Source organism: Ancylobacter crimeensis (assembly GCF_023016805.1).
GTDB classification, from domain to species: Bacteria; Pseudomonadota; Alphaproteobacteria; order Rhizobiales; family Xanthobacteraceae; genus Ancylobacter; species Ancylobacter crimeensis.
The window spans coordinates 388,393-412,217 of record NZ_JALKCH010000003.1; the positions used below are offsets into that span (position 1 = coordinate 388,393).

Genomic DNA, 23,825 nt, shown 5'->3' on the forward strand with positions numbered 1-23,825 from the left:
CTATTCGCCGCGGCCCGTGAGATGAACGGCGGAGCGCCAACCGTGATGCGCCATCGCGCTCAGCCGGCGGACCGTGTCGACGCGGGCGAAGGCTTCGACAGCCGTGAGCCGCCCGGCCGCGACGCCAGCGAGCGTCTCGGCGCGATGCGCCCCCTGAAGCACGGCCAGAGCCTTCGTCGCGGTCTCGAGGTCGGCAAGCCGCGCTTCGGCCTGCGGGGAGACCTCCCATCCGATCGACGCCGCCCGATCACTCAGAGCCGTTTCGTCGGCGATTTCGCGCATCACCGTGGCGAGGTCGGCCATGGCCGAGGCATGAAGCTCGGCAGCGCGCAGATCCTCGCCGCTTCCGGGCGCGGCCTTCCGTTCCCCGCCCTCGCCGGCGAGTTCCGCGAGGCGCGCGGCGTGATCGAGCGCGTGCACGGTGCCCGTCAGCCGCCTGTGCTCCGCCGCCTCGACAGGAGGCGATTTCAGTTCGGACAGGAACGTTTCCACGTCCTTCAGCACCTCCACGCTGTCCGCGACGCGACCGGCATCAGACGGGCCGCCGGCGGCAGCCAAGCCCTCCCGCGGACGGCCAAAACGGAGAAGGACCGCGGCGATGACGCTGCGTGCCGCTTCGATCGCCACGACGGGATTGGCGAGCGCCGCCGGATCGAGGCTGCGCTGGAGGGACGGTGTCCGATCCGGAAGCAGCCGCTCGACAAACCGCGTGAACCAGCCGATCGCCGGCAGCAGCACGCCGACGCCAACGACATTGTAAAGCGTGTGGTAGGCGGCGAGCAGCGTGAGCCCGTCCACCGCGCCCATCAAGCGCTGCATGAACGGCATGGTGAAGGGGAAAGCCACGATGGCGATCGCCGCCGCGATCAGCTTGAACAGCACATAGGCGGCCGCGAGCCGTTTCGCCGTCACGCTTGCCCCGATCGCGGCCAGCGCCGAACTCGTCGCCGTGCCGATATTCTGGCCGATGATGAGCGCGCAGCCCTGGTCCAGCGAGATGGCCCCGGCGGCGAAGGCGGCCAGAGTCACCGCTATCGCGGCAGTCGAGGACTGCATGACGGCGGTCATGGCGAGACCGACGCCGACGAGGGTCAGGAGGCCGATCCAGCCGGCCGCCACGCCGACGCCCAGCGCGCCGACGACGGCCGGCAGGTCCGACGGATGCAGTTGTTCGGCGAGGCCGCCCATTCCCTGCTGGAGTGTGCCGAGCCCATAAAGCACGAGCGCGAAGCCCGCCAGCGCCCCGCCGGCCGCGGCGAGGCGTCCGCTGCCGAGCAGCTTTGCCAGCGCCCCGACGAAGATCATCGGCAGCGCATATGCGCTGAGCGAGACGCGCAGCCCGATCAACGCGACGAGCCAGCCGGTTCCGGTGGTGCCTATATTCGCGCCGAAGACGAGGCTCAGGCCCTGCGGGAAGGTGAGGAGCTTCGCGCTGACGAGGCCGATTGTCGTCATCGTGGTCGCGCTCGACGACTGCACGATGAGAGTGATGATCGCGCCCCAGAACACGCCCGAGAGCGGCGTCGCGGCCGCCTTGCCGAGCACGGTGCGCAGGGCCGAGCCGGCCATGGCCTTGAGCCCGTCGGTCATGACGCTCATGCCGAGCAGAAACAGTCCGACGCCGCCGAGAACCGCTATCGCCGTCGACATGAATCAGACTCCGAATGACGATTGGAGGGCGTTCACGATTGCGCCTCCAGTTCCGACCGCGCCAAAGCGAGCTCGCTCATCTCCGCCTTCGAAAGGGTCGGATAGGCGAGGTCCAGTTTTTCGACGGCCTCCACGATCGCCGCAGCGACCACGAGACGCGTGAACCACTTGTTGTCGGCCGGCACGACATACCAGGGCGCGGCCTTGGTGGCTGTCGCCCGGATCGCCTCCTCATAGGCGTGCATGTAGGCGTCCCAGTGCCGCCGCTCGCGAATATCGGCCGCCGAGAACTTCCAGTTCTTGTCCGGATTGTCGAGACGCTCCATGAAGCGCCTCTTCTGCTCCTCGGGGGACAGGTTCAGGAAGAACTTGAGGACGATGACGCCCTGCCGCGTCCAATAGTCCTCGAAATGGGCGATGTCGCTGAGACGCTGGTCCCAGATGCGCTTGCCGACGCGCTCCGGCGGCAGCTTCTGCTTCTCCAGAAGCGCCTCGTGCACCCGCACCACGAGAACCTCTTCATAGTAGGAGCGATTGAAGATTCCGATCCGCCCGCGTGCCGGCACATGGGCCGCGTAGCGCCACATGAAGTCATGCGCCAGTTCTTCGGCCGAGGGCTGCTTGAACGAAAAGACGCCGCATCCCTGCGGGTTCACCCGTGCCATGACATGCTTGATCGTGCCGTCCTTGCCGGCCGCGTCCATGGCCTGGAAGAGGATCAGCACGGAGTAGCGATCCTGCGCGTAGAGAATCTCCTGCTCCTTGGCGAGCCACTCCGCTCCCTTCTCCAGCAGTTCCCTGGCTTCGGCCTTGTCCAGCTTGAGCCCGAGGGTATCCCCGGGATTCTGGTCTTTCAGGCGGAAATTCGCACCGTTGGTGACACGAAACGGATCCACATATGCCGAGATACTGTCGATGATCTTGTTGCCGATGATCTTGTTGCGTGGCATTGGCGCGCCTCTTCCCGTTCTTCTTGCTCGATGCCCGCCGGACGATAGCCGGCAGCTCCGCACCCTGGAGCGGGCTATGGAAAACGAGCTTTGTGATGAGCATATCGGAAAAATCATCCGGGCGCGTCGGTTCGGCTCGAGCGCTCGGCGCCGGGAACTGCGGCGGCGGTCAGGACGGTAGGCCACCGGAACCGTATGCCTGACGTGCGCGGCGATGGCCTAAAAGGATACCGATCCTCTATGCGCGCCCTCGCGGGTGATCTCGCCGATCGGCTTGTCGCTCACTACCTCGACTCGCCGCCGAGCACGGCCTTCTCGACCGCCTGCGGCGTGCGGATGTCGGCAATGGCCTCGCTTCGCTCGTGGAGTTCCTGCCACCTGGCCTCGGCGGCGGCTCGGCCGCCGGACGGTAGCCGAAACCGAGGGCCGCCGCGTGGCGCGAGGCGGCGGCATGGCGCTTCACGGCGGCTTCGATATCGTCGCCTGCCAGCAGCGCCGCCCAAAGATCGTGATCGGCCTTTCCAGGCATCGCGATGGCCCGGGCCATCGCGAGATCGTTAGCGCGCAGGGCCAGCCGGATTCGGGCGCCCCGCGGATCTGCACCGGCGACATTGGCCGGGACGCGGTGGACATAGCACCAGCGTTCGCCACGGCGGATGCACATTCAGAAAAACTGGAGCGGGCGAAGGGAATCGAACCCTCGTATGCAGCTTGGGAAGCTGCCGTTCTACCATTGAACTACGCCCGCTCAGAGAAGCCGCACCTTATGTGGCCGGCGTTCCCGCTTCAAGCCCCTTCCTATCGCTGCGAACAGGGGATTTTGGGGTGGCAGGAAGGCAGCGAGCTTCGACGTTCCGTCGCTCGCGAACGCCTCAGGCGAAGCTCCTGACCCGCTCGGAACTGACACGCTCAAGCTCCGGCTCGGCCCGCAGACGGCTGGTCCGGCGCTCGCGCTGCATGTCGGCCTCGAGCATGATGGCACAGAGTTCCTGCATCGACGTCGTGTGACGCCAGCCGAGCACGCGCTCGGCCTTCGAGGCGTCGCCGAGCAGCATGTCGACCTCGGCGGGCCGGATGAAGGCCGGGTCGATGCGCACGAGGACCCGGCCGGTCTTGCGGCAGAGGCCGCGCTCGTCGAGGCCGCTGCCCACCCATTCCAGAGGCAGACCGGCCAGGTCGAAGGCGAGGCTGGCGAATTCCCGCACGCTGGCGGTCTTCGAGGTCGCGATGACGAAGGTGTCGGGCTCGTCCGCCTGCAGGATCGACCAGATGCCGCGCACATAATCGGCAGCGTAGCCCCAGTCGCGGCGGGCATCGAGATTGCCCAGCGCGAGCGTTGCAGGCGCACCCTGCGCGATGGCGGCGACCGTTTTCGTGATCTTGCGCGTCACGAACTCCTCGCCGCGCAAGGGCGATTCATGATTGAAGAGAATGCCGATGCCACCGAAGATTCCATAGGATTCCCGATAGTTGATCGTCATCCAATGCGCGAACAGCTTGGAGACACCATAAGGACTCCGCGGGTAGAAGGATGTGGTCTCGTCCTGCGGGGTCGCCTGAACCTTCCCGAACATCTCAGCGGAGGAAGCCTGGTAAAAGCGGATCTTCGGATTGATGGTGCGGATCGCCTCCAGCATATGGAGCGGCCCGATGCCGGTGATCTCCGCGGTCTGCGTCGGCTGGTCGAAGGAGGAGCCGACGAAGGTTTGCGCGGCCAGATTATACACTTCGTCCGGCTCGCAACGCGCCAGCAATCGCATTGCACCGCCGGAGTCGATCAGGTCGTGATTGAGAAGGTGTAGCCTCTCATGATCCAGAAGACCGAGATATTCCAGTCGCCAGAAGCTGAGAATGCTCGAACGACGGTAAGTTCCGTAGACACGATATCCTTTCTCGATGAGCAATTTGGCGAGATAAGGACCATCCTGCCCGGTGATTCCGGTAATGAGAGCCGTTTTCACGATATGAATTCCATGTTCGAACTGAAACCGCTACACGAAATCGTCGATCTTGCTCTACCCGCCGGACATCACGACTGAAGATCATAGACATTGCCGCCGGCCGATCGAACGCTCGCTCGACCGGCGGCCCTGTGGTCGCGGGCCGGCTCGATCTTTTCCGCGATCGGCATCGGCTGGCCCAATCCATGCGGGCGCGACCTGCCGGGTGCGAGTTTCAGACAATGGGCCGCCCACGCGTCCTCCACGAAAGTGCGGAACTGATCGCGGAACATCGCGGTGGAGAAGCTGCGGGCATGCTCGCGCAATTCCTCCTCGTCGAAATGGCCGGGCGGCAATTCTTCGAAGCGCGCCACCGCATCGCAGATCGCCTCGGGGGTCTGCTCGTGAAAATAGACGCCGGTGACACCGTCGATCACCGTTTCGCTGGCACCGCCCCTGGCGAAGGCGATGACCGGCGTGCCGCAGGCCTGCGCCTCCAGCGGCGCGATGCCGAAATCCTCTTCCGCCGCGAACAGAAAGGCGCGGGCGCGCTGCAGATGATCCAGCAGAACGGGAAATTCCTGGAAGCCGAGGACCGAGATGTTCGGCGTCGCCAGCGCCTTGATGCGCTTGAACTGGGGACCGTCGCCGATGACCACGAGCTTGCGGTGCGGCATACGGGCGAAGGCTTCGACGATGAGGTGGATCTTCTTGTAGGGGACCATGCGCGAGGACGTGACATAAAAATCATCCCGCTCATTTCCGGGAACGAAGCTATCTACGTCGACATTCGGATAGATCACCGTCGAGTCGCGCCGATAGGACTTCAGTATTCGACGTGAAATATAGCGCGAACAGGCGATGAAATGATCGACCCCGGCGGCGGTACGGGTGTCCCATATGCGCATGAAATGCAGCATAAGCCGGGCAAAAGCGCCACGAAATCCGACGATCCCCGATTCGGAAAGATACTGGTTCTGCAGATCCCACGCATAACGCATCGGGCTGTAGCAGTAGCAGATATGAAGCTGATCGGGGCCAACGATGATGCCCTTCGCCACCGAATGGCTATTCGAGACGATGACGTCATAACCAGACAGATCATGCTGCTCGACAGCCAGCGGCATGAGAGGGAAATAATAACGGTAGTTTTTCTTTGCGAAAGGCAGTTTCTGGATGAAGCTTGTCTTTGCATGCCGGCCGCCTATGTGGGCGCGGTCTTCATCTGAAAGGAAGTCGACCTGGGAGAAGATATCGGCCTGAGGAAACTCTTCCAGCATCGCTGCAAGCACTTTTTCAGATCCGGCATAGGTCGTAAACCACTCATGCACAATCGCGATCTTCATGAAACGACCCCTTAATCGCGCAGCAGGCAAGGATATTCGGAGGACATTTGTCGACGCCAACGCATGGCGGCGGCGGGCGCATGAAATAATGCGCGATCAGGCTTCCCCCGCGAAAACGGGATCTTCCAGAGCAATGGAACACCGCGACGAATATCTTAGAGAGAGGTAGTATATTAAGCTTCGCCGCCTCTGCATGAGACTACGTCGCCATGATACAATTTTTACTGTTAATTTGGAAATATCTTATCGCAACTCGAATATTTCGTGAAAAACACACTAGCCAGGCGGATGCCAGACCACCGTATGTGCTTTCGCGGCATCCGAAGGAGATTCTTGACAAGACGAAAGGATCAGCGGCGCGCGTTGACACGTCGGTCGATGGCACGTCGACGATTGGTACAATGACAGGCCGTAACCGCTACCGAGGCCCGCGAGCACCTTGAAAGACCGAGAGAGCGGACCGGCGCCGGCCGGACGCACGGCGCACCCGCGGAATATGGCGCCGCCAAAAAAAGGCGGCGCTGATAAAAAGGCGGCGCCGGAGCGGCGCCCTTATCCGGTGCAGACATGACTGCTAGTTCGCGGTCCGGCGGCCGGCGGTCTGGCGCCCTTCCACAAAAGGAGGACGGGCGCCGTCCTTCGTCAGCGAGCCGTCAGCGCCTCGATGTAGAGCTCGCGGAGCTGGAGGGCGAGGCGGCCGGGGCGGCCATCGCCGATCGGCGTGCCGTCGATGGAGACAACCGGCATCACGATGGTGGAGGCGCTGGTGAAGAAGGCTTCCTTCGCCGCCTTCGCTTCCTCCACGGTGAAGGTGCGCTCCACGAAGGTGAGGCCGTTCCCGGCCACCAGCCGCAGCACCGCGCCGCGGGTGATGCCGGGAAGCACCGCATGGGAGAGCGGGCGGGTGATGAGCTCGCCGGCCTCGGTCACGATGAAGGCCGTGGAGGAAGCGCCTTCGGTCACGACGCCGTCCTGCACCATCCATGCCTCGTTGGCGCCCGCGTTCACGGCGGCCTGCTTGGCCAGGACCTGTGCGAGAAGGGCGACCGACTTGATGTCGCGCCGCGCCCAACGCAGATCCGGCACGGTGATCACGCTCGCGCCCTTGGCGAGGCCGGCATTGGCCCGCACCGGCTTCGCCTGGGTGAACATCACAACCGTCGGGGCGAGATTCGCCGGATAGGCGAAGTCGCGCTCCTGCACGCCGCGGGTGACCTCGATATAGATGAGCCCTTCGGTGAGGTTGTTGCGCGCCACCAGCTCGTTCTGGATCGCGGTCCATTCCGCGACGGTGTGCGGGTTGGGAATGCCGATCTCGCCGAGCGAGCGGTCCAGCCGGCGCAGATGCGCCTCATTGTCGGCGAAGCGGCCGTCGAGCACCGCGGTCACCTCGTAGATCCCGTCGCCGAACAGGAAGCCGCGATCCATGACCGGGATGCGCGCCTCCTCGATCGGGAGAAACGTGCCGTTCAGATAGACGATGCGGGGCGAGGTGGTGGCGGTCATGACATGCACTCACAGACGGTTTGAAGGAGCGGTCCTCAATGGGCCAGGATCTTGGAGAGGAAGGTCTGGGCACGGGCGGAATGGGGCGAGCCGAAGAAGGCCTCGGTCGGCCGGTCCTCGATGATCTCGCCGCCATCCATGAAAACCACGCGATCGGCGACCTTGCGGGCGAAGCCCATTTCGTGGGTCACCACCATCATCGTCATGCCCTCGCCGGCGAGTTCCACCATGACGTCCAGCACCTCGTTGATCATTTCGGGATCGAGCGCGGAGGTCGGCTCGTCGAACAGCATGGCGATGGGGTCCATCGCCAGCGCCCGCGCGATGGCGACGCGCTGCTGCTGGCCGCCGGAAAGCTGGCCGGGAAACTTGTGGGCGTGCGCGGTCAGGCCGACGCGCTCCAGCAGCATCATCGCCTTGGCCATCGCCTCCTCATGGCCGCGCCGCAGGACCTTCTCTTGCGCGAGGCAGAGATTCTGGGTGATCGAGAGGTGCGGGAACAGCTCGAAATGCTGGAACACCATGCCGATGCGGGACCGCAGCTTCGGCAGGTTGGTCTTCGGGTCGGGCAGTTTCGCGCCGTCAATCACGATCGAGCCCGCCTGAAACGGCTCCAACGCATTGATGCACTTGATGAGCGTCGACTTGCCGGAGCCCGACGGGCCGCAGACCACCAGCACTTCGCCCTTCGCAACGCTCAGGGTGCAGTCCTTCAGCACCTGAAACTGGGGCGTGTACCATTTGGACACCCCTTCCAGACGGATCATGGCCATGGGAACGTTCCTTCCGACGATCAGCGGATGATGGCCATGCGGGCCTGAAGGCGGCGCACCACCAGCGATGCGCCGAAGGAAATCACGAAATAGATCAGCGCGGCGAAGACATACATCTCGACGAGCCGCCCATCGCGGTTCGCCACCGTGGCCGCGGCGCCGAGCAGGTCGGTCAGCGAGATGACGTAGACCAGCGAAGTGTCCTGAAACAGCACGATGGTCTGCGTCAGCATCACCGGAAGCATGTTGCGCACCGCCTGCGGCAGGATCACGTATTGCATGAGCTGGCGATAGGTGAGGCCGAGCGCCGAACCTGCCGCCGCCTGGCCGCGCGCCACCGACTGGATGCCGGCGCGCATGATCTCGGAGAAATACGCCGCCTCGAACAGCGAGAAGGTGATGAGCGCCGAGGCGAACGCGCCCACCTGCACCGGCCGCTCCGTGCGCAGCACGAACTGGCCGATATAGGGCACGAGGAAATAGAACCAGAAGATGACCAGCACCAGCGGCAGCGAGCGCATCAGGTTGACATAGAGCGTCGCCGGCACCGACAGCGCCTTCATGCCGGACAACCGCATCAGCGCCAGGATGGTGCCGAGCGTGAGGCCGAAGACGGTCGCGAGCGCCGTGAGCGTCAAGGTGAAGCGCAGCCCCTCGCCGAGCACATAGGGCAGCGAGCGGGTGATGACATCGAAATCGAGGGAGCCCAGCATCGCTCAGTGCCCCGTCGTGTAGCCGGGTACGGCGGCCATCTTCTCGACCCAGCGCATCGCCAGCGTGACCACCGCATTGACGATCAGATAGAGGATCGTGGCGGCGGTGAAGGCCTCGAACACCTGGAAGCTGAACTCCTGCATCGCGCGGGTCTGCGCCGTCAGTTCCATCAGGCCGATGGTGAGCGCGACCGAGGAGTTCTTCACCGTGTTCAGCATCTCGGAGGTGAGCGGCGGCAGGATGATGCGGAACGCCGTCGGCAGCAGGATGTAGCGATAGGTCTGCGCGGTGGTGAGGCCCAGCGCGGTGCCCGCCATCCACTGCCCGCGCGGCAGCGCCTGAAGTCCGGCCTTCACCTGCTCCGCCACGCGTGCGGACATGAAGAGCCCGATGCCGATGCTGCCGGTCCAGAACGCGGCATTGGGCATGGTCTTGAGCCAGCGGCCCATCTCGGCCGGCAGCACCTCCGGCAGCACGAAATACCAGAGGAAGAGCTGGACGAGGATCGGGATGTTGCGGAACAGCTCGACATAGGCATTGCACGCCATCACCACCCAGCCGGACCGCAGCGTGCGCAGCACGCCGACGACCGAGCCGACGCTGAAGGCGATGATCCACGCCAGCGCCGAGGTCGCCAGCGTCCACCACAGCCCCGCCAGCAACATGTCGAAATAGGTGCCGGTGCCTTCCGGCGACATCTCCCAGAAGATGCCCCAGTTCCAGTGATAGTTCATGAGGGCTCCTGCGAGACGGCGCGTGGAAGCGCGAGGCGGTGCGGCGGGATCGTCCCCCGGGTCCTATCCGACCCCCGATCGGCCGCACACGCAAGTCGTCCCGACCGGCCCCTGCGGGCCGACCGGGACAACAGGCATGGTGCGGATCAATAGGCCGCCGGGTCCGGCGAATCCGTCGGGTTGGCGAAGGCCTTCTTGAGCGCCGCGCTCATCGGCACGTTGAGGTTCAGGTTCTTCGGCGGGATCGGCGAGAGGAACCACTTGTTGTAGAGATCCGTCATCTTCGGGCTCTTGTAGAGATCGGCGGTCGCCTGATCGACCACCGCCTTGAAGGCCGGGTCGTCCTTCGGAATCATGATCCCGTAAGGCTCGGGCTTGGAAAAAGCTTCCGTCGAGAGCTGGTAGGCGGCCGGATCCTTCGAGGAGGCGGCAAGGCTCGCCAGCAGCACGTCGTCCATCACGAAGGCGTCGGCACGATCGGTCTCGACCATCAGGAAGGCGGCGGCGTGGTCCTTGGCGGAGAGCACGTTGATGCCGAGATTGCGCGCGGCATTCGCCTCCACCAACTGCTTCATGTTGGTGGTGCCGGCCGTGGAGACCACGGTCTTGCCCTTGAGATCGTCGATCTTGGTCAGGTTGTTGGCCTTCTTGGAAACGAAGGCCGAGGCGGTGAGATAGTGGGTGTTGGTGAAGCTCACCTGCTTCTGGCGCTCGGCATTGTTGGTGGTCGAACCGCATTCGAGATCGATCGTGCCGTTGGCGATCAGCGGAATGCGGGTCGAGGAGGTGACCGCGGTGTATTTCACGTCGAGCTTTTCGAGGCCGAGCTTGGCCTTCACGGCGTCGGCGACGGCGGCGCAGATGTCCATGGCGAAGCCGATCGGCTTGCCGGCATCGTCGAGATAGGAGAACGGCACCGAACTCTCGCGATTGCCGATGGAGATCGTGCCGCTCTCCTTAATCTTCTTCAGCGTCCCGGTGAGTTCCTCGGCGGAGGCGAGGCCGGGCAGGAGGAGAGCGGTCACCGCGATGAGACACAGCCGTTTCATGTCGTTTCCCTTTGGTTGGCGTTTCTGGCAGGCGTCAGGGGTGGGTTTCGTTCGCCGGATCGAGCCTCGGGCTGTGGGGGCTCGGCCGGCGTCGTGCAGGCGGCGTCTGCCGCGTCCGCCGGATCAGCTGCCAGAGGCGCGATACGGCCGGATTGGTGTTGGCGCGCTCGCGCATCGCCAGGATGCTCATCGGCATCGACCATTGCGCCCCGCCGATCGCGACGAGGGTGCCGCGCGGACCGGCGGCGACGGTGCTCTCGGGCAGCCACGCGATGCCGTGCCCTTCGATCGCCATGTCACGCAGCACGTCCGACATGTCGTTCTCGATGACGTGGCGGCGATGGGTGATGCCCCCGGCATTCTCGATGATGAGATCGACCAGCCGGGCGAAATAGACCCCGCTTGAATACATCAGCAGCGGCAGCGGGCGGTGCGCCTCGCCGGGAAAGCGGTAACCCTCGCGTTCCAGCAGCGCCGGGCTGATGAAGGGGCGCAGGAAATCCGTCTCCATTTCGATGCTCTCGACCCCGTCACGCTCGGGATAGAAGGGCTGCTGCGCGGCGCTGAAGCCGATCATCATGTCGATCGCGCCAGAGGTGAGCCCGACGGCGATCTCATGCGCATTGCCGACCACAAGCGTCGCCGTGAAGTCGTTCTGCCGGGTCCATTGCGTCCACCATGCCGGGAAGCGCGCGGTGGCAAGCACATAGGGCATGGCGAGACGGAAATGCTGGGCGCCGCCGGCATCGGGGAAACCCTTCAGCTCCGAGCGCATCTCCAGCATCTGGGAGAGGATGTTGCTGGCGGTCACGCGGAACTGCTCGCCCTTCGGCGTCAGCGCGGTGGGGAACACCGAGCGGTCGATCAGCGGCACGCCGATCCATCCCTCCAGTTGCTGGATGCGACGGCTGAAAGCCGCCTGCGAAGTGTTACGCATGGCGGCTGCGCGCGTGAAGTTGCCGGTTTCCGCGACGGCGAGGAAATCCTGCAACCAGCGAATCTCCATGCAGCACGTCCCTCGGTGGAAACACCCATTTGCCTCGGTGGAAACACCCATCGGCTGGATGCGGCGATCGGTTGTTGCGCATCCTAGGTTGTCGGCATTCAGCTTGTCATTGCATTTTTTGCATAACGAACCGGATCACGGCACCTGAACATCGGAACGGAAGGCGCCTTGCACGAGAACATCCAATGCAAATCTTGCATTGGCCCGCCGGCCGGGTTTCGGCCGATGCTTCGGTATCCCCTTCCAAGGCGGAGCGAGACATGATCATCCACCCTCCCTATCTTTTGTTCCTCGGCGACGCGGCCGACGAGCTTGCGGCCAAGACGGCTCACGGCATCGCCGACTGGCGGCCGGAATGGTGCGTGGGGCAGTTCCGCCTGCCGGGCTGCAGGGCCGACCTCCATCTGCCGGACCTCACCCCAGCGGAAGCCGCGGCGAAGGGCGCGCGCACCATGATCGTCGGTGTGGCCAATGCCGGCGGCGTGCTGCCCGAGCACTGGACGCGGGAGATCGTCGCCGCGATCGAAGCCGGTTTCGACATTGCGAGCGGCCTGCACACCCGCCTCTCCTCCCGCCCCGCCATCGCGGAAGCGGCGGCGCGGCACGGGCGCGCGCTGCTCGACATCCGCCATTCCACCGAGCATTTCAGCACGGGCAAGGGCGTGAAGCGGCCGGGCCTGCGGCTGCTCACGGTGGGGACGGACTGTTCCGTCGGCAAGAAATACACCGCACTGACGCTCGAGAAGGCGATGCGCGCCCGCGGCATGGATGCGGATTTCCGCGCGACGGGGCAGACCGGCGTCTTCATCTCGGGCCGCGGCGCCGCGATCGACGCGGTGGGCGCCGACTTCATCTCGGGTGCGGTGGAATGGATCGCGCCGGCGGCCGCGGAGAACCACTGGGATCTCGTCGAAGGTCAGGGTTCGCTGTTCCACCCGTCCTTCGCCGGCGTCAGCCTCGGCCTGCTGCATGGCGCGCAGCCGGACGCCTTTGTGGTCTGTCACGAGCCGACCCGTCGCACCATGCGCGGCGTGGCGCACGAACTGCCAAGCATCGCCGAGGTGATCGCCCTCACCATCCGCTGCGGACGACTGACCAATCCCGCGATCAGGCCTTTCGGCATCGCCGTCAACACCCAGCATCTCGGCGAGGACGAGGCCCGGCGCCTTCTGGAAACGACTGCCCGCGAGCTTGAGCTTCCCGCGACGGACCCCGTGCGCTTCGGGGTCGAGGCCATCGTCGACCGTCTGGCGGAGGCGTTTCCGGCCTCGGTGGGCAAATGAGCGCCCCGGCGGCGGCGCGTCATGCGCGGCACCGCCGGCTTCGACATGCGATTACGGCGTCTTGACCTTGCTGAGGAACGAGCCGTCGAAGGTCTTCGACAGGTCGATGGCGGAAGCCTCGATTTCCGGATCGGTAGCGGTGATGAGATTCAGGGCGCTCTTCATGCTGGCTTCGTCGATGTTGCCATCGGTCGAATAGGCCTGCCGCGAGGCCTCGAACGCCTTCATGTACAGAGCCTTGTCGCCGAGCCAGTATTCCTCCGGCACGGTGGCCGCGACCTGCTCGGGCGTTGCCTTCTCCAGCCATTTGAGAGTGCGGTAGAAGGCATTGGTCAGGGCCTGCACAGTCTTCGGATTGGCCTTGATGAAGCTTTCCTTGAAGTAGAGCACGGCAGCGGGGTTCATGCCGCCGAACAGGGTCTCGGTGCCTTCCGTCGTGCGGGTGTCGACGAGAATCTTGATCGCGTCGAGGCTTTCGAGCTTCGAGATCACCGGGTCGAGATGGGAGATGGCGTCGATCTCGCCCTTCTGCATCGCCGCGACCGAGGAGGCGCCGCTGCCGACCCCAATGAAGGAGGCGTCGTCCGGCTTCAGCCCGGCCTTGGCGAAGAGATACTGCATCAGGATATAGGTGGAGGACCCCGGCGCGGTGACGCCGATCTTGGCGCCTTTCAGGTCGGCTATCGACTTGATCTTGTCGGCCTCGTCCTTGCGCACCGCGACAACGATGCCGGGGTAGCGGCCGAGGTCGATCACGGCGCGGATATCCTGCCGCTTCTGCTGCATGCGGATCGTGTGCTCATAGGCGCCGGTGACGGCATCCACAGAGCCGCCGATCAGCGCCTGCAACGACTTGGCGCCGCCGCCGAAATCGTTGATCTCGACGTTCAGCCCTTCATCCTTGAAGTAGCCGAGCCGCTCCGCCAGCGTGAGGGGGAGATAATAGAGCAGCGGCTTGCCACCGACGCCGATGGTGAGGTCGGGCTTCTCGACATCGGCGGCCCGCGCCGCGCCGAGCGCGGGGAAAATGAGGCTCGCCGCCAGCAGCAGCGTACGGATCTTCATGGATATCCTCCCTTTTGCTGTTTTGGTTCGGTCGTTCAGCCGTGGTCGGCCGCCGGTTGCGGGCGCCAGACCAGCAGGCGCCGCTCGATGCCGCTGACACCCCAGTCGATGACCAGCACGAAGGCGGCGAGGATAAACATGCCGGCGAACACGCCGGTCACGTCGAACACCCCTTCAGCCTGGTGGATGAGATAGCCGAGGCCGGCGGCCGAGCCGAGATATTCGCCCACCACCGCACCCACCAGCGCGAAGCCGACCGCGGTGTGCAGCGACGAGAACATCCAGGACAGCGCCGAGGGCCAGTAGACGCTGCGGAAAAGCTGTCGCTCGTTCATGCCCATCATCCGCGCATTGGCGAGCACCACCGGGCTCACCTCCTTCACGCCCTGATAGACGTTGAAAAACACGATGAAGAACACCAGCGTCACGCCGAGCGCCACCTTCGACCAGATGCCGAGGCCGAGCCACAGCATGAAGATGGGCGCCAGCACCACGCGCGGCAGGGCGTTCGCCATCTTCACATAAGGGTCGAAGACCGCGGCGACCACCGGCTTGCGGGCGAACCAGAAGCCGAAGACGACGCCGCCGGCCGAGCCGATGAAGAAGGCGAGCACGGTCTCGGTCAGGGTGATGGACAGATGCTTCCATATCATGCCGGAGGCGAACATCTGCCAGACGCGCTTGCCCACCTCGACCGGCGTCGAGAAGAAGAACTCCGGCAGCAGGTAGTCGCCGCCGATCTCGACGGTCGAGCCGATCTGCCAGATGCCGATGACCGCGAGGGCGACGAGGAACTGCAGGAACAGCAGCCGGACAGGGTGCATTCTCACGGCGTCTCCTCCCCGTAGGTCTTCACGACCTCGGCCTTGAGCTGGTTCCAGATGTCGCGATAAAGCTCGTGGAAACGCGGATCGAGGCGGATGTCGGCGGTGTCGCGCGGGCGGGCGAGGTCGATCGGGAAATCGCCGATGATCCGCGCCTCCGGGCCGGCGGACATGATGACGACCCGGTCGGACAGCGCGATCGCCTCTTCCAGATCATGGGTGACGAACATCACCGCCTTGCGGTCCTGCGCCCACAGATTGAGCAGCAGCGTGCCCATGATCTGCCGGGTCTGGGCGTCGAGCGGGCCGAAGGGCTCGTCCATCAGCAGGATCTTGGGCCCTCGCACCAGCACCTGGGCAAGCCCGACGCGCTTGCGCTGGCCGCCGGACAATTCGTGCGGATAGCGGTCGACGAAGCGGGCGAGGCCGACCTTGCGCAGCCATTCCTTCGCCTGCGCACGCGCCTCCTCGCGCCTTGTGCCGCCGACCTCCAGCGCGATGGCGACGTTGTCCAGCGCCGTCTTCCACGGCATCAGAGCGTCCTGCTGGAACAGGTAGCCGGCCTTGGCGTTCAGGCCCTCCAGCCTCTCGCCGAACACCGTCACCGTGCCGCCGGCGGGGCGCAGCAGGCCGGCGGTGGCGTTCAGCAGCGTGGACTTGCCGCAGCCCGTGGGGCCGACGATGGAGACGAATTCACCCTCGCGCACATGAAGCGAGGTCGGTGCCACCGCCTTGAAGACCGGGCGACCGGGAACGGCGAAGCTGATGCTGATGTCGTTCAGCGCCACCGCGAGAGGGCCGGCGTCCGGCAGGGCGATGTGAGCGGGCGGCCGCTGCACGGCGGTTTGCATGATCGGTTCTCCCATATCGCGTCCTCAGCCCGCCGCCCGGCGCAGCGAGGCGGGCAGCGGGTGCAGGTCGCCGCTGCGCCCGGCCTTCGCCACCTGCCCCGGAATGTCGTGGCCGAGCAGGGCCGGCAGACCGCGCGCCAGTTCGATGAGGCGCGCCAGGTCCACCCCGGTCGGCACGCCCATCTCGTCCAGCATGTGGACCAGATCCTCGGTCGAGATGTTGCCGGTCGCCCCCGGTGCGAAGGGGCAGCCGCCGAGGCCGCCCAGCGAGGCGTCGAACCGGTCGGCCCCCTCCTCCAGCGCCGCCAGCACATTGGCGAGGCCCATGCCGCGGGTGTTGTGGAAGTGCAGCGTCAGCGGCACCTCGCCGAACCGCGCGCGGAAGGCCGCGACCAAACCCGCTACCTGCCGGGGGTTGGCCATGCCGGTGGTGTCGGCCAGCGTCACCGAATGGAGGCCGAGTTCGAGATAGCGTTCCGCCAGCGCCAGCACCCGGTCCTGCGCCTGCACGCCTTCGAACGGGCAGCCGAAGGCGGTGGCAAGCGAGCCGTTCAGCCGCGCCGGCGTGCCGCTGGCCGCGGCGACGATGGCGCGGAAACCCTCCAGCGACTGCTCCGGCGTCATCCGCATATTGGCGAGGTTGTGCGTCTCGCTCACCGACAGGACGAGATTGAGCTCGTCCATATGGGCAGCCAGCGCGGCCTCGGCACCGCGCAGGTTCGGCACCAGCGCGACATAGGTGACGCCCGGCCGTCGGGCGATGCCGAGCGCGACCTCGCGGGCATCGGCGAGGTTCGGCACCGCCTTGGGCGAGACGAAGGAGGTGACCTCGATCTTGGACACGCCGGTCTGCGACAGTGCGTCGATCAGCGCGATCTTGTCCGCCGTCGGCAGGAAGCGCGGCTCGATCTGCAGGCCGTCGCGAGTGACCACTTCCTGGATGTGCACGCGGGCAGGAAAGGTCATCGCGCTCATGTCTCATCTCCCTTCGCCACCGCGCCGCCGGCAATGAGCGCCGCGATCTCCGCCTCGCCATAGCCGAGCCCGGCCAACACGGCCTCGGTGTGCTCCCCGAGGCGCGGCCCGAGCCAGTTCACGGCGCCGGGCGTTTCCGACAGCTTCGGCACGATGCCGGGCATCTTCACCGGCGTTCCGTCCGGCAGGACGGAGGGCAGGATCATGGCGCGCGCCTGATATTGCGGATCGCTCACGATGTCGGCGACCGAATAGATGCGTCCGTTCGGCACCTCGGCAGCATCGAGCGCGGCGGTCACCTCGTCGATCGAGTGCCGGCTGGTCCATCCGGCGATCACGCCGTCGATCTCCTCGACATGGGCCACCCGCCCGTCATTGGAGGCGAGGCGCGGGTCGTTTGCGAGATCATCCCGGCCGATCGCGCCCATCAGTCGCTTGAAGATGCCGTCGCCATTGCCGGCGACGATGACGTAGCTGCCTTCCGCCGTCGGATAGGAATTGGAGGGCGCAATCCCCGGCAGCGAGCCGCCGGAGCGGGCGCGCACGAAGTCGAACACGTCATATTCCGGAACGAGACTCTCCATCATGTTGAACACGCTCTCATAGAGCGACACGTCCACCACCTGCCCGGCGCCGCGGCCCGACTTGATGTTGAGCAGCGCCATCAGTGCGCCCATCACGGCATGGAGGGCGGCGAGCGAGTCGCCGATGCTGATGCCGGTGCGTGCCGGCGGCCGGTCGGGCTCGCCGGTGGTGAAGCGCATGCCGCCCATCGCCTCGCCCACCGCGCCGAAGCCGGGGCGCTGGCGATAGGGCCCGTCCTGCCCGAAGCCGGAGATGCGGACCATCACGAGGTTGGGATTGACCGCCTTCAGCGCCTCCCAGCCGAGCCCCCAGCGCTCCAGCGTCCCGGGGCGGAAATTCTCGATCAGCACATCGGCGTCGCGCACCAGCCGGCGCACCACCTCCTGCCCTTTCGGCAGGCGCATATTGACCGCGACCGACTTCTTGTTGCGCGACTGGAGATACCACCAGAGCGAAGTGCCCTCGTGCAGCTTGCGCCATTTGCGCAAGGGATCGCCTTCGCCCGGCGCCTCGACCTTGATGACGTCGGCACCGAACTCGGCCATCAGCCGCGCCGCGAAAGGCGCGGCGATGAGATTGCCGAGTTCGACGACGCGAATCCCGGCCAGCGGACCCGTGGCGGGCTGTTCCATGGGCGTTCCTTCCCGAGCGTTTTTCCGTTCTATGGGTCGAAAGACGCCGGATGTCCAATCCGGCCATGCCGGTCCATTGGTAGGATCCGCGGGATGACCTCTACCCCCGACCCCCGGCAGGCTGGTCCGCGGCCGTGCCGGCGCGGGTGGAAACGCGGGCTTCTGCAGGGGCTCATGTTCGACGCGCGATGGCCTTCGAAGGATTGCGAATCGCCACCTGCAATCATTCGTCCGGATACGTTCGGAAACACGCCAGATATACGGAGAAATCCTGCCGTGATCCGACCGACGAGCCGCGGGGTGAGATCAATTCATATCCGGCAAAAGATGTTTATTTCGACAAATTATAAAAGAGGATCAAGAGATTGACTTGAGGGATGCATCTCATTGTTTATGAAAATCGACATCCATGCTGCGGGCGCCGCACCTGTTATGCGATGTAGATTACCCTGCGTCATTCTTCAAGGACCTCCTTCCATGCCAGCCCTGCCCTCCCTTCACGCCCGGCGGCTCCGCCGGATCTCCGGCCTCGCGCTGCCGCTCCTGCTGCTGGGCGCGACGGCGCCGGCCGGCGCGCAGACGGCGGCACGAACGACGGCGACGCAGGGCAGCACGACCGGCAGCACGGCATCGGGCACGACCCTCGACACCGTCGAGGTGGATACCGAAGGCACCGGCGAGCGGGGCTATGTCGTGCACCGCACCCGCGCCGCCACCAAGACCGACGCACCCATCGCCACCACTCCGACTTCGGTCACGGTGATCGACAGCACGCAGATCGAGAACCAGGGCTCGCAGACGGTGCAGGAGGCGCTGCGCTACGAGGCCGGCATCGTCTCCGACATCCGCCCCGGCAACCGCTATGACAGCATGATCATCCGCGGCTTCGGCGGCTTCGGCGGCAATGCGAACTACGTGCAGTTCTGGGATGGCCTCAGGCTGTTCAAGGGCCTGAACTATGCGGTGCCCAGCATCGACCCCTATCTGCTCTCCAGCATCAATGTGGTGCGCGGGCCGATGTCCTCGCTCTACGGCCAGACCAGCCCGGGCGGCAGCATCGACCTCGAGAGCAAGTGGCCCGATCCGGAGGCGAAGAACGAGATCATCGCCGGCATCGGCACCTATGGCGCGATGCAGCTCGGCGTCGACCTGAACGGCAGGCTCAATTCCGACGGCTCGATCCTCTATCGCCTCATCGCCCTCGGCCAGAAGACCGACAGCGAGGTCGACGGCTCGGAAGGCAGGCGCTATCTGGTCGCGCCGATGATCGCCTTCAAGCCGAACGACCGGACGCGGATCGAGCTGCAGGCGACCTACCAGCGTGACCCGGACAGCTACTATTCCACCTGGCTGCCGGCCCTCGGCACGCTCCAGACCAATCCGAACGGCCAGATCCCGCGCAGCTTCTCGCCGAACGAGGCGGCCTATTCCGGCTTCGACCGCACCCAATGGAGCCTCGGCTACCGGATCGAGCATGATCTCGACTCCGTCTGGACGCTGCGTCAGAATTTGCGCTTCCTCTCGCTCGACAGCGACTTCAAGGCGCTTTCCGCCGTCGCCAACGCCAATGTGTGGGCGGCGGCGGCCAAGTGCGGGGGAAATTCCTCTCTCTGCATGGGCTTCTCGCCGTCCCGCTATGAGGAGACGCTGAAGGGCCTCACCCTCGACAATCAGGCGCAGGCGGTATTCTCCACCGGCGAACTCCAGCACACCGCGCTGTTCGGCGTCGATGTGCAGCGCTACGAGACGACCTCGCTGTCGGGCACCGGCACCACGATCTATACGAGCTATCTCAACCCGGTGTGGCCGAGCATCGCCTCGCCGACCATGACCAGCAAGCAGACCGCCGACCGCACCCAGCTCGGCGGCTATGCACAGGACCAGATCACCTGGGGCAACTGGCACGCGGTGCTCGGCCTGCGCGAGGACTACATCACCGGCGACACCTCGACCGAGACGCTCTCCACCGGCAAGACGGTGAACTACTCCACCGACGACAACGCCTTCACCTATCGCGCCGGGCTGCTCTACCAGTTCGACAACGGCATCGCGCCCTATGTGAGCTACGCCACCTCCTTCGACCCGGTGATGGGCACCGGCTATGGCGGTACCCCGTTCAAGCCCACCACCGCGAAGCAGTTCGAGGCGGGCGTGAAGTACAACCCGACCTTCTTCAACGGGCTCTTCACCGCCTCCTATTTCAACATCACCCAGGAAAACGTGCTGACCACCGACACCGTGCACACCAGCACCAACACCACGCTGACGCAGTGCAGCTCGGCCACCTGCCAGGCCCAGCTCGGCGAGGTGAGCTCGCAGGGCTTCGAGATCTCAGGCAAGGCCGAGGTGCTGCCGGGGGTGAACGTGATGGTCGCCTACACCTACACCGATGCCGAGGTGATGCGCAGCACCATCACCGGCGTGCAGGGCAAGGTGCCGGTCGGCGTGCCGCGCAACACCGCCTCGGGCTGGGCCGACTACACCTTCTCCACCGGCCCGCTCGCCGGCCTCACCATCGGCGGCGGCGCCCGCTATGTCGGCGAGAGCTATGGCGACCAGACCAACACCACCGCCATGATCGTGCCCGACCGCGTGCTGTTCGACGCCGGCCTGCATTATGATTTCGGCGGAACGCCCGGCAAGGGCGATGGCTGGCGCGCTTCGGTTACCGCCACCAACCTCGCCGACAAATATTACGTCGCCGCCTGCGCGTCGGCCTATCAGTGCTTCGTCGGCCCCGGCCGCGCGATCATGGGCACCCTCGCCTATCACTGGTGAGAGCCGCCACGGCAGAAACACGGAAAAGGGGCGCCGGGCGCCCCTTTTTCATTCCGCCGGCGTCGGCGCGGCGGGCACCGAGGGGCCGTGCAGCGCCTCCAGCACGGCGGGATGGCGGCGGCCGATCAGCGAATAGACCGTCGGCACCACGAACAGAGTCAGCAGCGTGCCGAGGCTCATGCCGCCGACGATCACCCAACCGATCTGGTGACGGCTCTCCGCGCCCGCGCCATGGGCGAGCGCCAGCGGCACCGCACCCAGCACCATCGCCCCCGTCGTCATCAGGATCGGCCGCAGCCGCAGCACCGCCGCCTCCACCACAGCCGCGCGGCGCTCGGCGCCGTGCTCCTGCTGCTGGTTGGCGAATTCCACGATCAGGATGCCATGCTTGGTGATGAGCCCCACCAGCGTGACGAGGCCGATCTGCGAATAGACGTTCAGCGAGCCGCCGGTCAGCCACAGCGCGGCGAGCGCGCCGGTGAGCGACAGAGGCACGGTGAGCATGATGATGACGGGGTCGCGGAAGCTTTCGAACTGCGCTGCCAGCACCAGATAGATGAAGCCCAGCGCCATCAGGAACACCAGCACGAGGCTCTGCCCGGCGGAGCGGAATTCGCGGCTCTGGCCGGACACGTCGGTCGAGACCGTCTCCGGCAACACCTCCCGTGCCGCCTGCTCCAGCAGCGCCAGCGCCTCGCCCTGCGACATGCCGGGCGCCAGGTTGGCGGAGATGGTAGCGGAGCGAAGCTGGTTGAAGCGCTTCAGCTCCTGCGGCGCCACGCTTTCCCGCACCGTGACGAGATTGGACAGCGGCACCATCTCTCCCGATGCGGCGCGCAGATAGATGGTGTCGAGCGTCTGCGGGGTCGCGCGATCCTGCGCATCGAGCTGGACATAGACGTCATATTGCTCGCCGCCGACCTCGAAGCGCGTCACCTGCCGGCCGCCGAGCAGGCTCTCCAGCGTGCGGCCCACCACAGCGACGTCGATGCCGAGATCGGCGGCCTTGTCGCGGTCGATCGCCACCGCGATTTCCGGCTTGTTGAGCTTGAGGTCGTCGTCGAGGGAGACGAGGCCGGGAATGTCGCGGATGCGCTCGAGGAAGCGCCGCACATAGGTGTCGAGCTGCTCATAGGTGCCGGAGGTCTGCAGCACGAACTCGATGGGGCGTGAATTGTTGGGGGCGCCCAGCGAGGGCGGGTTGTTGGCGAAGGCGTTGACGCCGGCGATGCGGCGCAGCTCCGGCGTCGTCTCGCGCACCAGTTCCTGCTGGCTGCGCGTGCGCGCGTCCCAGTCCTTCAGCCGGCCGACGACGAGGAAGCGATGCACTTCCGGGTAGCCATTGATGATGAGCACGCTCTCCACCTCCGGCATCGCCTCCAGAATGCCGTTGACCTGGTTCGAATAGCGGGCGGTGTAGGCCAGCGTCGAGCCTTCCGGGGCGGTGCCGTTCACCCGGATCATGCCGCGATCCTCGATGGGGGAGAGTTCTTGCGGCAGCGCCAGCACGAACCACACGCTGCTCGCCCCCACCGCCAGGGCCACCAGAAGCACCAGCGGCCGCACCTTCAGCGAAGCGACCAGCGCGGCGCGATAGCCGGACTCCAGAGCGCGCAGCGCCCGCTCGACCGCCGCCGAGATGCGACCGGGATCGGCTTCGTGGCGCAGCAGGCGCGAGCACATCATCGGCGTCAGCGTCAGCGCGACGAAGCCCGACACCAGCACCGCGCCTGCCAGCGTCAGGGCGAACTCGGTGAAGAGCCGCCCAGTCCGCCCCGCGGCGAAGGCGACCGGGGCATAGACCGCGGCGAGCGTCAGCGTCATCGCCACCACCGCGAAGCCGATCTCCCGCGCGCCCTTTATGGCGGCCGGTATCGGCTTCATGCCGTGCTCGATGTGGCGGAAGATGTTCTCCAATACGACGATGGCGTCGTCCACGACGAGGCCGATCGCCAGCACCATGGCGAGCAGGGTCAGCGTGTTCACGCTAAAGCCGAGCGCGTACATCAGCCCGAAGGTGGTCACCAGCGAGATCGGAATGGTGACGACCGGGATGAGCGAGGCGCGGAGCGAACGCAGGAAGATGACGATGACCAGCACCACCAGCACCACCGCCTCGACGATGGTGCGGTAGACCGAGGCGATGGAGCGGTCGATGAACACCGCATTGTCCTGCCCGATCGCCGCGCTCATGCCTTCCGGCAGGCCGGCGATGACCTCGGGCAGCAGCGCATGGGCGCCCTTCGAGACATCGAGCGGGTTGGCCACCGCCTGCTTGATGAGGCCGACAATGATGCCCTGCCCGCCATTGAACCGGCTGGCCCGGCGCTCGTCGGCCGCGCCGAGCTCGACGCGGGCGACATCGGACAGGTGAACCTGCGCGCCGTCCGCCCGCTTCACCACGATGCCGGCGAACTGCTCCACGCTGGACAGCGCGGTGCGCGAGAGCACGGTGAATTCGCGGTCCGCGCTCTCGATGCGCCCTGACGGGATCTCGACGTTCTGCGCGCGCAGCGCATCCTCGATCTCCTGCACGGTAAGCGCGTAGGCCGCAAGGCGCTCGCGGTCGATCCAGATGCGCATGGCGTAGCGCCGCTCGCCGAAGATCTGCACGTCGGCGACCCCGGAAACGTTCTTGAAGCGATCGACGACATAGCGGTCGATATAATCCGACAGTTCGAGTCCGCTCATCCGGTCGGAGCGGAATACGACGAACAGCACCGGCTGGGAATCGGCCTCGACCTTGGAGATCACCGGTTCGTCGATCTCGTCCGGCAGGCGCTGGCGCACCCGGCTCACCCGGTCGCGCACGTCGCTGGCGGCGGCGTCGGGGTCGACCTCCAGCCGGAACCGGACGGTGATGCGGCTCGATTCCGAGCGGCTGGTCGATTCCAGCACGTCGATGCCCTCGATACCCGCGATCGAGCCCTCCAGCACCTGGGTGACCTGGCTCTCGACGATGCTGGCGGAAGCACCGGTATAGGTGGTGACGACCGAAACCACCGGCACGTCGATATTGGGATATTCGCGCACGCTGAGCCGCGAATAGGAGATGATGCCGACCAGCACCATCAACAGGCTCAGCACGGTGGCGAAGACCGGGCGGCGGATGCAGAGCTCGGAAAGGCCCATCAGCGCGCGTCCCGGCCGGGAGCAACAATTGC

The 23,825-nt window shown here is 65.6% G+C and carries 18 protein-coding genes and 1 tRNA gene; 2 read left to right on the forward strand and 17 right to left on the reverse strand.

Going from position 1 to position 23,825, the window contains the following annotated elements:
• The 11 genes from MWN34_RS06035 to MWN34_RS06085 all read right to left on the reverse strand — a co-directional run bounded on the left by MWN34_RS06035 (nt 1) and on the right by MWN34_RS06085 (nt 11,668).
• On the reverse strand, nt 1-1,650 hold the full coding sequence (locus tag MWN34_RS06035) for a Na/Pi cotransporter family protein (RefSeq protein WP_247027557.1): 1,650 nt from the start codon (nt 1,648-1,650) through the stop codon (nt 1-3).
• Between the two features lie 32 nt (nt 1,651-1,682).
• On the reverse strand, nt 1,683-2,600 hold the full coding sequence (locus MWN34_RS06040; RefSeq protein ID WP_247027559.1) for a polyphosphate kinase 2 family protein: 918 nt from the start codon (nt 2,598-2,600) through the stop codon (nt 1,683-1,685).
• A 674-nt stretch (nt 2,601-3,274) separates the two neighbouring features.
• Nucleotides 3,275-3,348, reverse strand: a tRNA-Gly gene (locus MWN34_RS06045).
• A gap of 124 nt (nt 3,349-3,472) precedes the next feature.
• Nucleotides 3,473-4,564, reverse strand: coding sequence for a GDP-mannose 4,6-dehydratase (gmd, locus tag MWN34_RS06050; protein WP_247027658.1), 1,092 nt, complete (start codon nt 4,562-4,564; stop codon nt 3,473-3,475).
• 65 nt (nt 4,565-4,629) lie between these two features.
• A complete protein-coding gene (locus tag MWN34_RS06055) occupies nt 4,630-5,886 on the reverse strand; it encodes a glycosyltransferase family 4 protein (protein ID WP_247027562.1) in 1,257 nt (418 codons plus the stop codon).
• 642 nt (nt 5,887-6,528) lie between these two features.
• A complete protein-coding gene (locus MWN34_RS06060; protein ID WP_247027564.1) occupies nt 6,529-7,392 on the reverse strand; it encodes a D-amino-acid transaminase in 864 nt (287 codons plus the stop codon).
• A 35-nt stretch (nt 7,393-7,427) separates the two neighbouring features.
• Nucleotides 7,428-8,159 carry an amino acid ABC transporter ATP-binding protein gene (locus MWN34_RS06065; protein ID WP_247027660.1) on the reverse strand — a complete coding sequence of 244 codons (732 nt, stop codon included), beginning with the start codon at nt 8,157-8,159 and terminating at the stop codon, nt 7,428-7,430.
• Between the two features lie 26 nt (nt 8,160-8,185).
• Nucleotides 8,186-8,878, reverse strand: coding sequence for an amino acid ABC transporter permease (locus MWN34_RS06070; RefSeq protein ID WP_247027565.1), 693 nt, complete (start codon nt 8,876-8,878; stop codon nt 8,186-8,188).
• Nucleotides 8,879-8,881: 3 nt separating this feature from the next.
• Nucleotides 8,882-9,613 carry an amino acid ABC transporter permease gene (locus MWN34_RS06075; RefSeq protein WP_247027567.1) on the reverse strand — a complete coding sequence of 244 codons (732 nt, stop codon included), beginning with the start codon at nt 9,611-9,613 and terminating at the stop codon, nt 8,882-8,884.
• 146 nt (nt 9,614-9,759) lie between these two features.
• The gene (locus MWN34_RS06080) at nt 9,760-10,662 is read right to left on the reverse strand and encodes an amino acid ABC transporter substrate-binding protein (protein WP_247027569.1); all 903 of its coding nucleotides are present in this window, start codon (nt 10,660-10,662) and stop codon (nt 9,760-9,762) included.
• Between the two features lie 34 nt (nt 10,663-10,696).
• Nucleotides 10,697-11,668, reverse strand: coding sequence for a LysR family transcriptional regulator (locus MWN34_RS06085; RefSeq protein WP_247027571.1), 972 nt, complete (start codon nt 11,666-11,668; stop codon nt 10,697-10,699).
• Nucleotides 11,669-11,928: 260 nt separating this feature from the next.
• On the opposite strand from MWN34_RS06085, the gene dgcN reads away from it, so the two are divergent.
• The gene (gene dgcN, locus MWN34_RS06090) at nt 11,929-12,951 is read left to right on the forward strand and encodes an N-acetyltransferase DgcN (RefSeq protein WP_247027573.1); all 1,023 of its coding nucleotides are present in this window, start codon (nt 11,929-11,931) and stop codon (nt 12,949-12,951) included.
• A gap of 51 nt (nt 12,952-13,002) precedes the next feature.
• On the opposite strand, the gene MWN34_RS06095 is transcribed toward dgcN, so the two are convergent.
• Genes MWN34_RS06095 through MWN34_RS06115 form a run of 5 tightly spaced genes read right to left on the reverse strand, consistent with a single transcriptional unit; the run spans nt 13,003 to nt 17,883 of the window.
• On the reverse strand, nt 13,003-14,016 hold the full coding sequence (locus tag MWN34_RS06095) for an ABC transporter substrate-binding protein (protein ID WP_247027575.1): 1,014 nt from the start codon (nt 14,014-14,016) through the stop codon (nt 13,003-13,005).
• 35 nt (nt 14,017-14,051) lie between these two features.
• A complete protein-coding gene (locus MWN34_RS06100; RefSeq protein WP_247027662.1) occupies nt 14,052-14,840 on the reverse strand; it encodes an ABC transporter permease in 789 nt (262 codons plus the stop codon).
• Between the two features lie 2 nt (nt 14,841-14,842).
• On the reverse strand, nt 14,843-15,691 hold the full coding sequence (locus tag MWN34_RS06105) for an ABC transporter ATP-binding protein (RefSeq protein ID WP_247027577.1): 849 nt from the start codon (nt 15,689-15,691) through the stop codon (nt 14,843-14,845).
• A gap of 24 nt (nt 15,692-15,715) precedes the next feature.
• Entirely contained in the window at nt 15,716-16,666 is a 951-nt protein-coding gene (locus tag MWN34_RS06110; protein ID WP_425532057.1) for a hydroxymethylglutaryl-CoA lyase, read from the reverse strand.
• The gene (locus MWN34_RS06115; protein ID WP_247027579.1) at nt 16,663-17,883 is read right to left on the reverse strand and encodes a CaiB/BaiF CoA transferase family protein; all 1,221 of its coding nucleotides are present in this window, start codon (nt 17,881-17,883) and stop codon (nt 16,663-16,665) included. Before MWN34_RS06115 ends, MWN34_RS06110 begins: the two co-directional genes overlap by 4 nt.
• 477 nt (nt 17,884-18,360) lie before the next feature.
• Here MWN34_RS06115 and MWN34_RS06120 point away from each other — a divergent pair, with 477 nt between their 5' ends.
• Complete coding sequence (locus MWN34_RS06120; RefSeq protein ID WP_247027581.1) at nt 18,361-20,661, forward strand: TonB-dependent siderophore receptor; 2,301 nt, start codon at nt 18,361-18,363, stop codon at nt 20,659-20,661.
• Between the two features lie 48 nt (nt 20,662-20,709).
• Here MWN34_RS06120 and MWN34_RS06125 read toward each other — a convergent pair whose 3' ends face one another.
• Complete coding sequence (locus MWN34_RS06125; RefSeq protein ID WP_247027582.1) at nt 20,710-23,793, reverse strand: efflux RND transporter permease subunit; 3,084 nt, start codon at nt 23,791-23,793, stop codon at nt 20,710-20,712.
• Between the last annotated feature and the right edge of the window lie 32 nt (nt 23,794-23,825).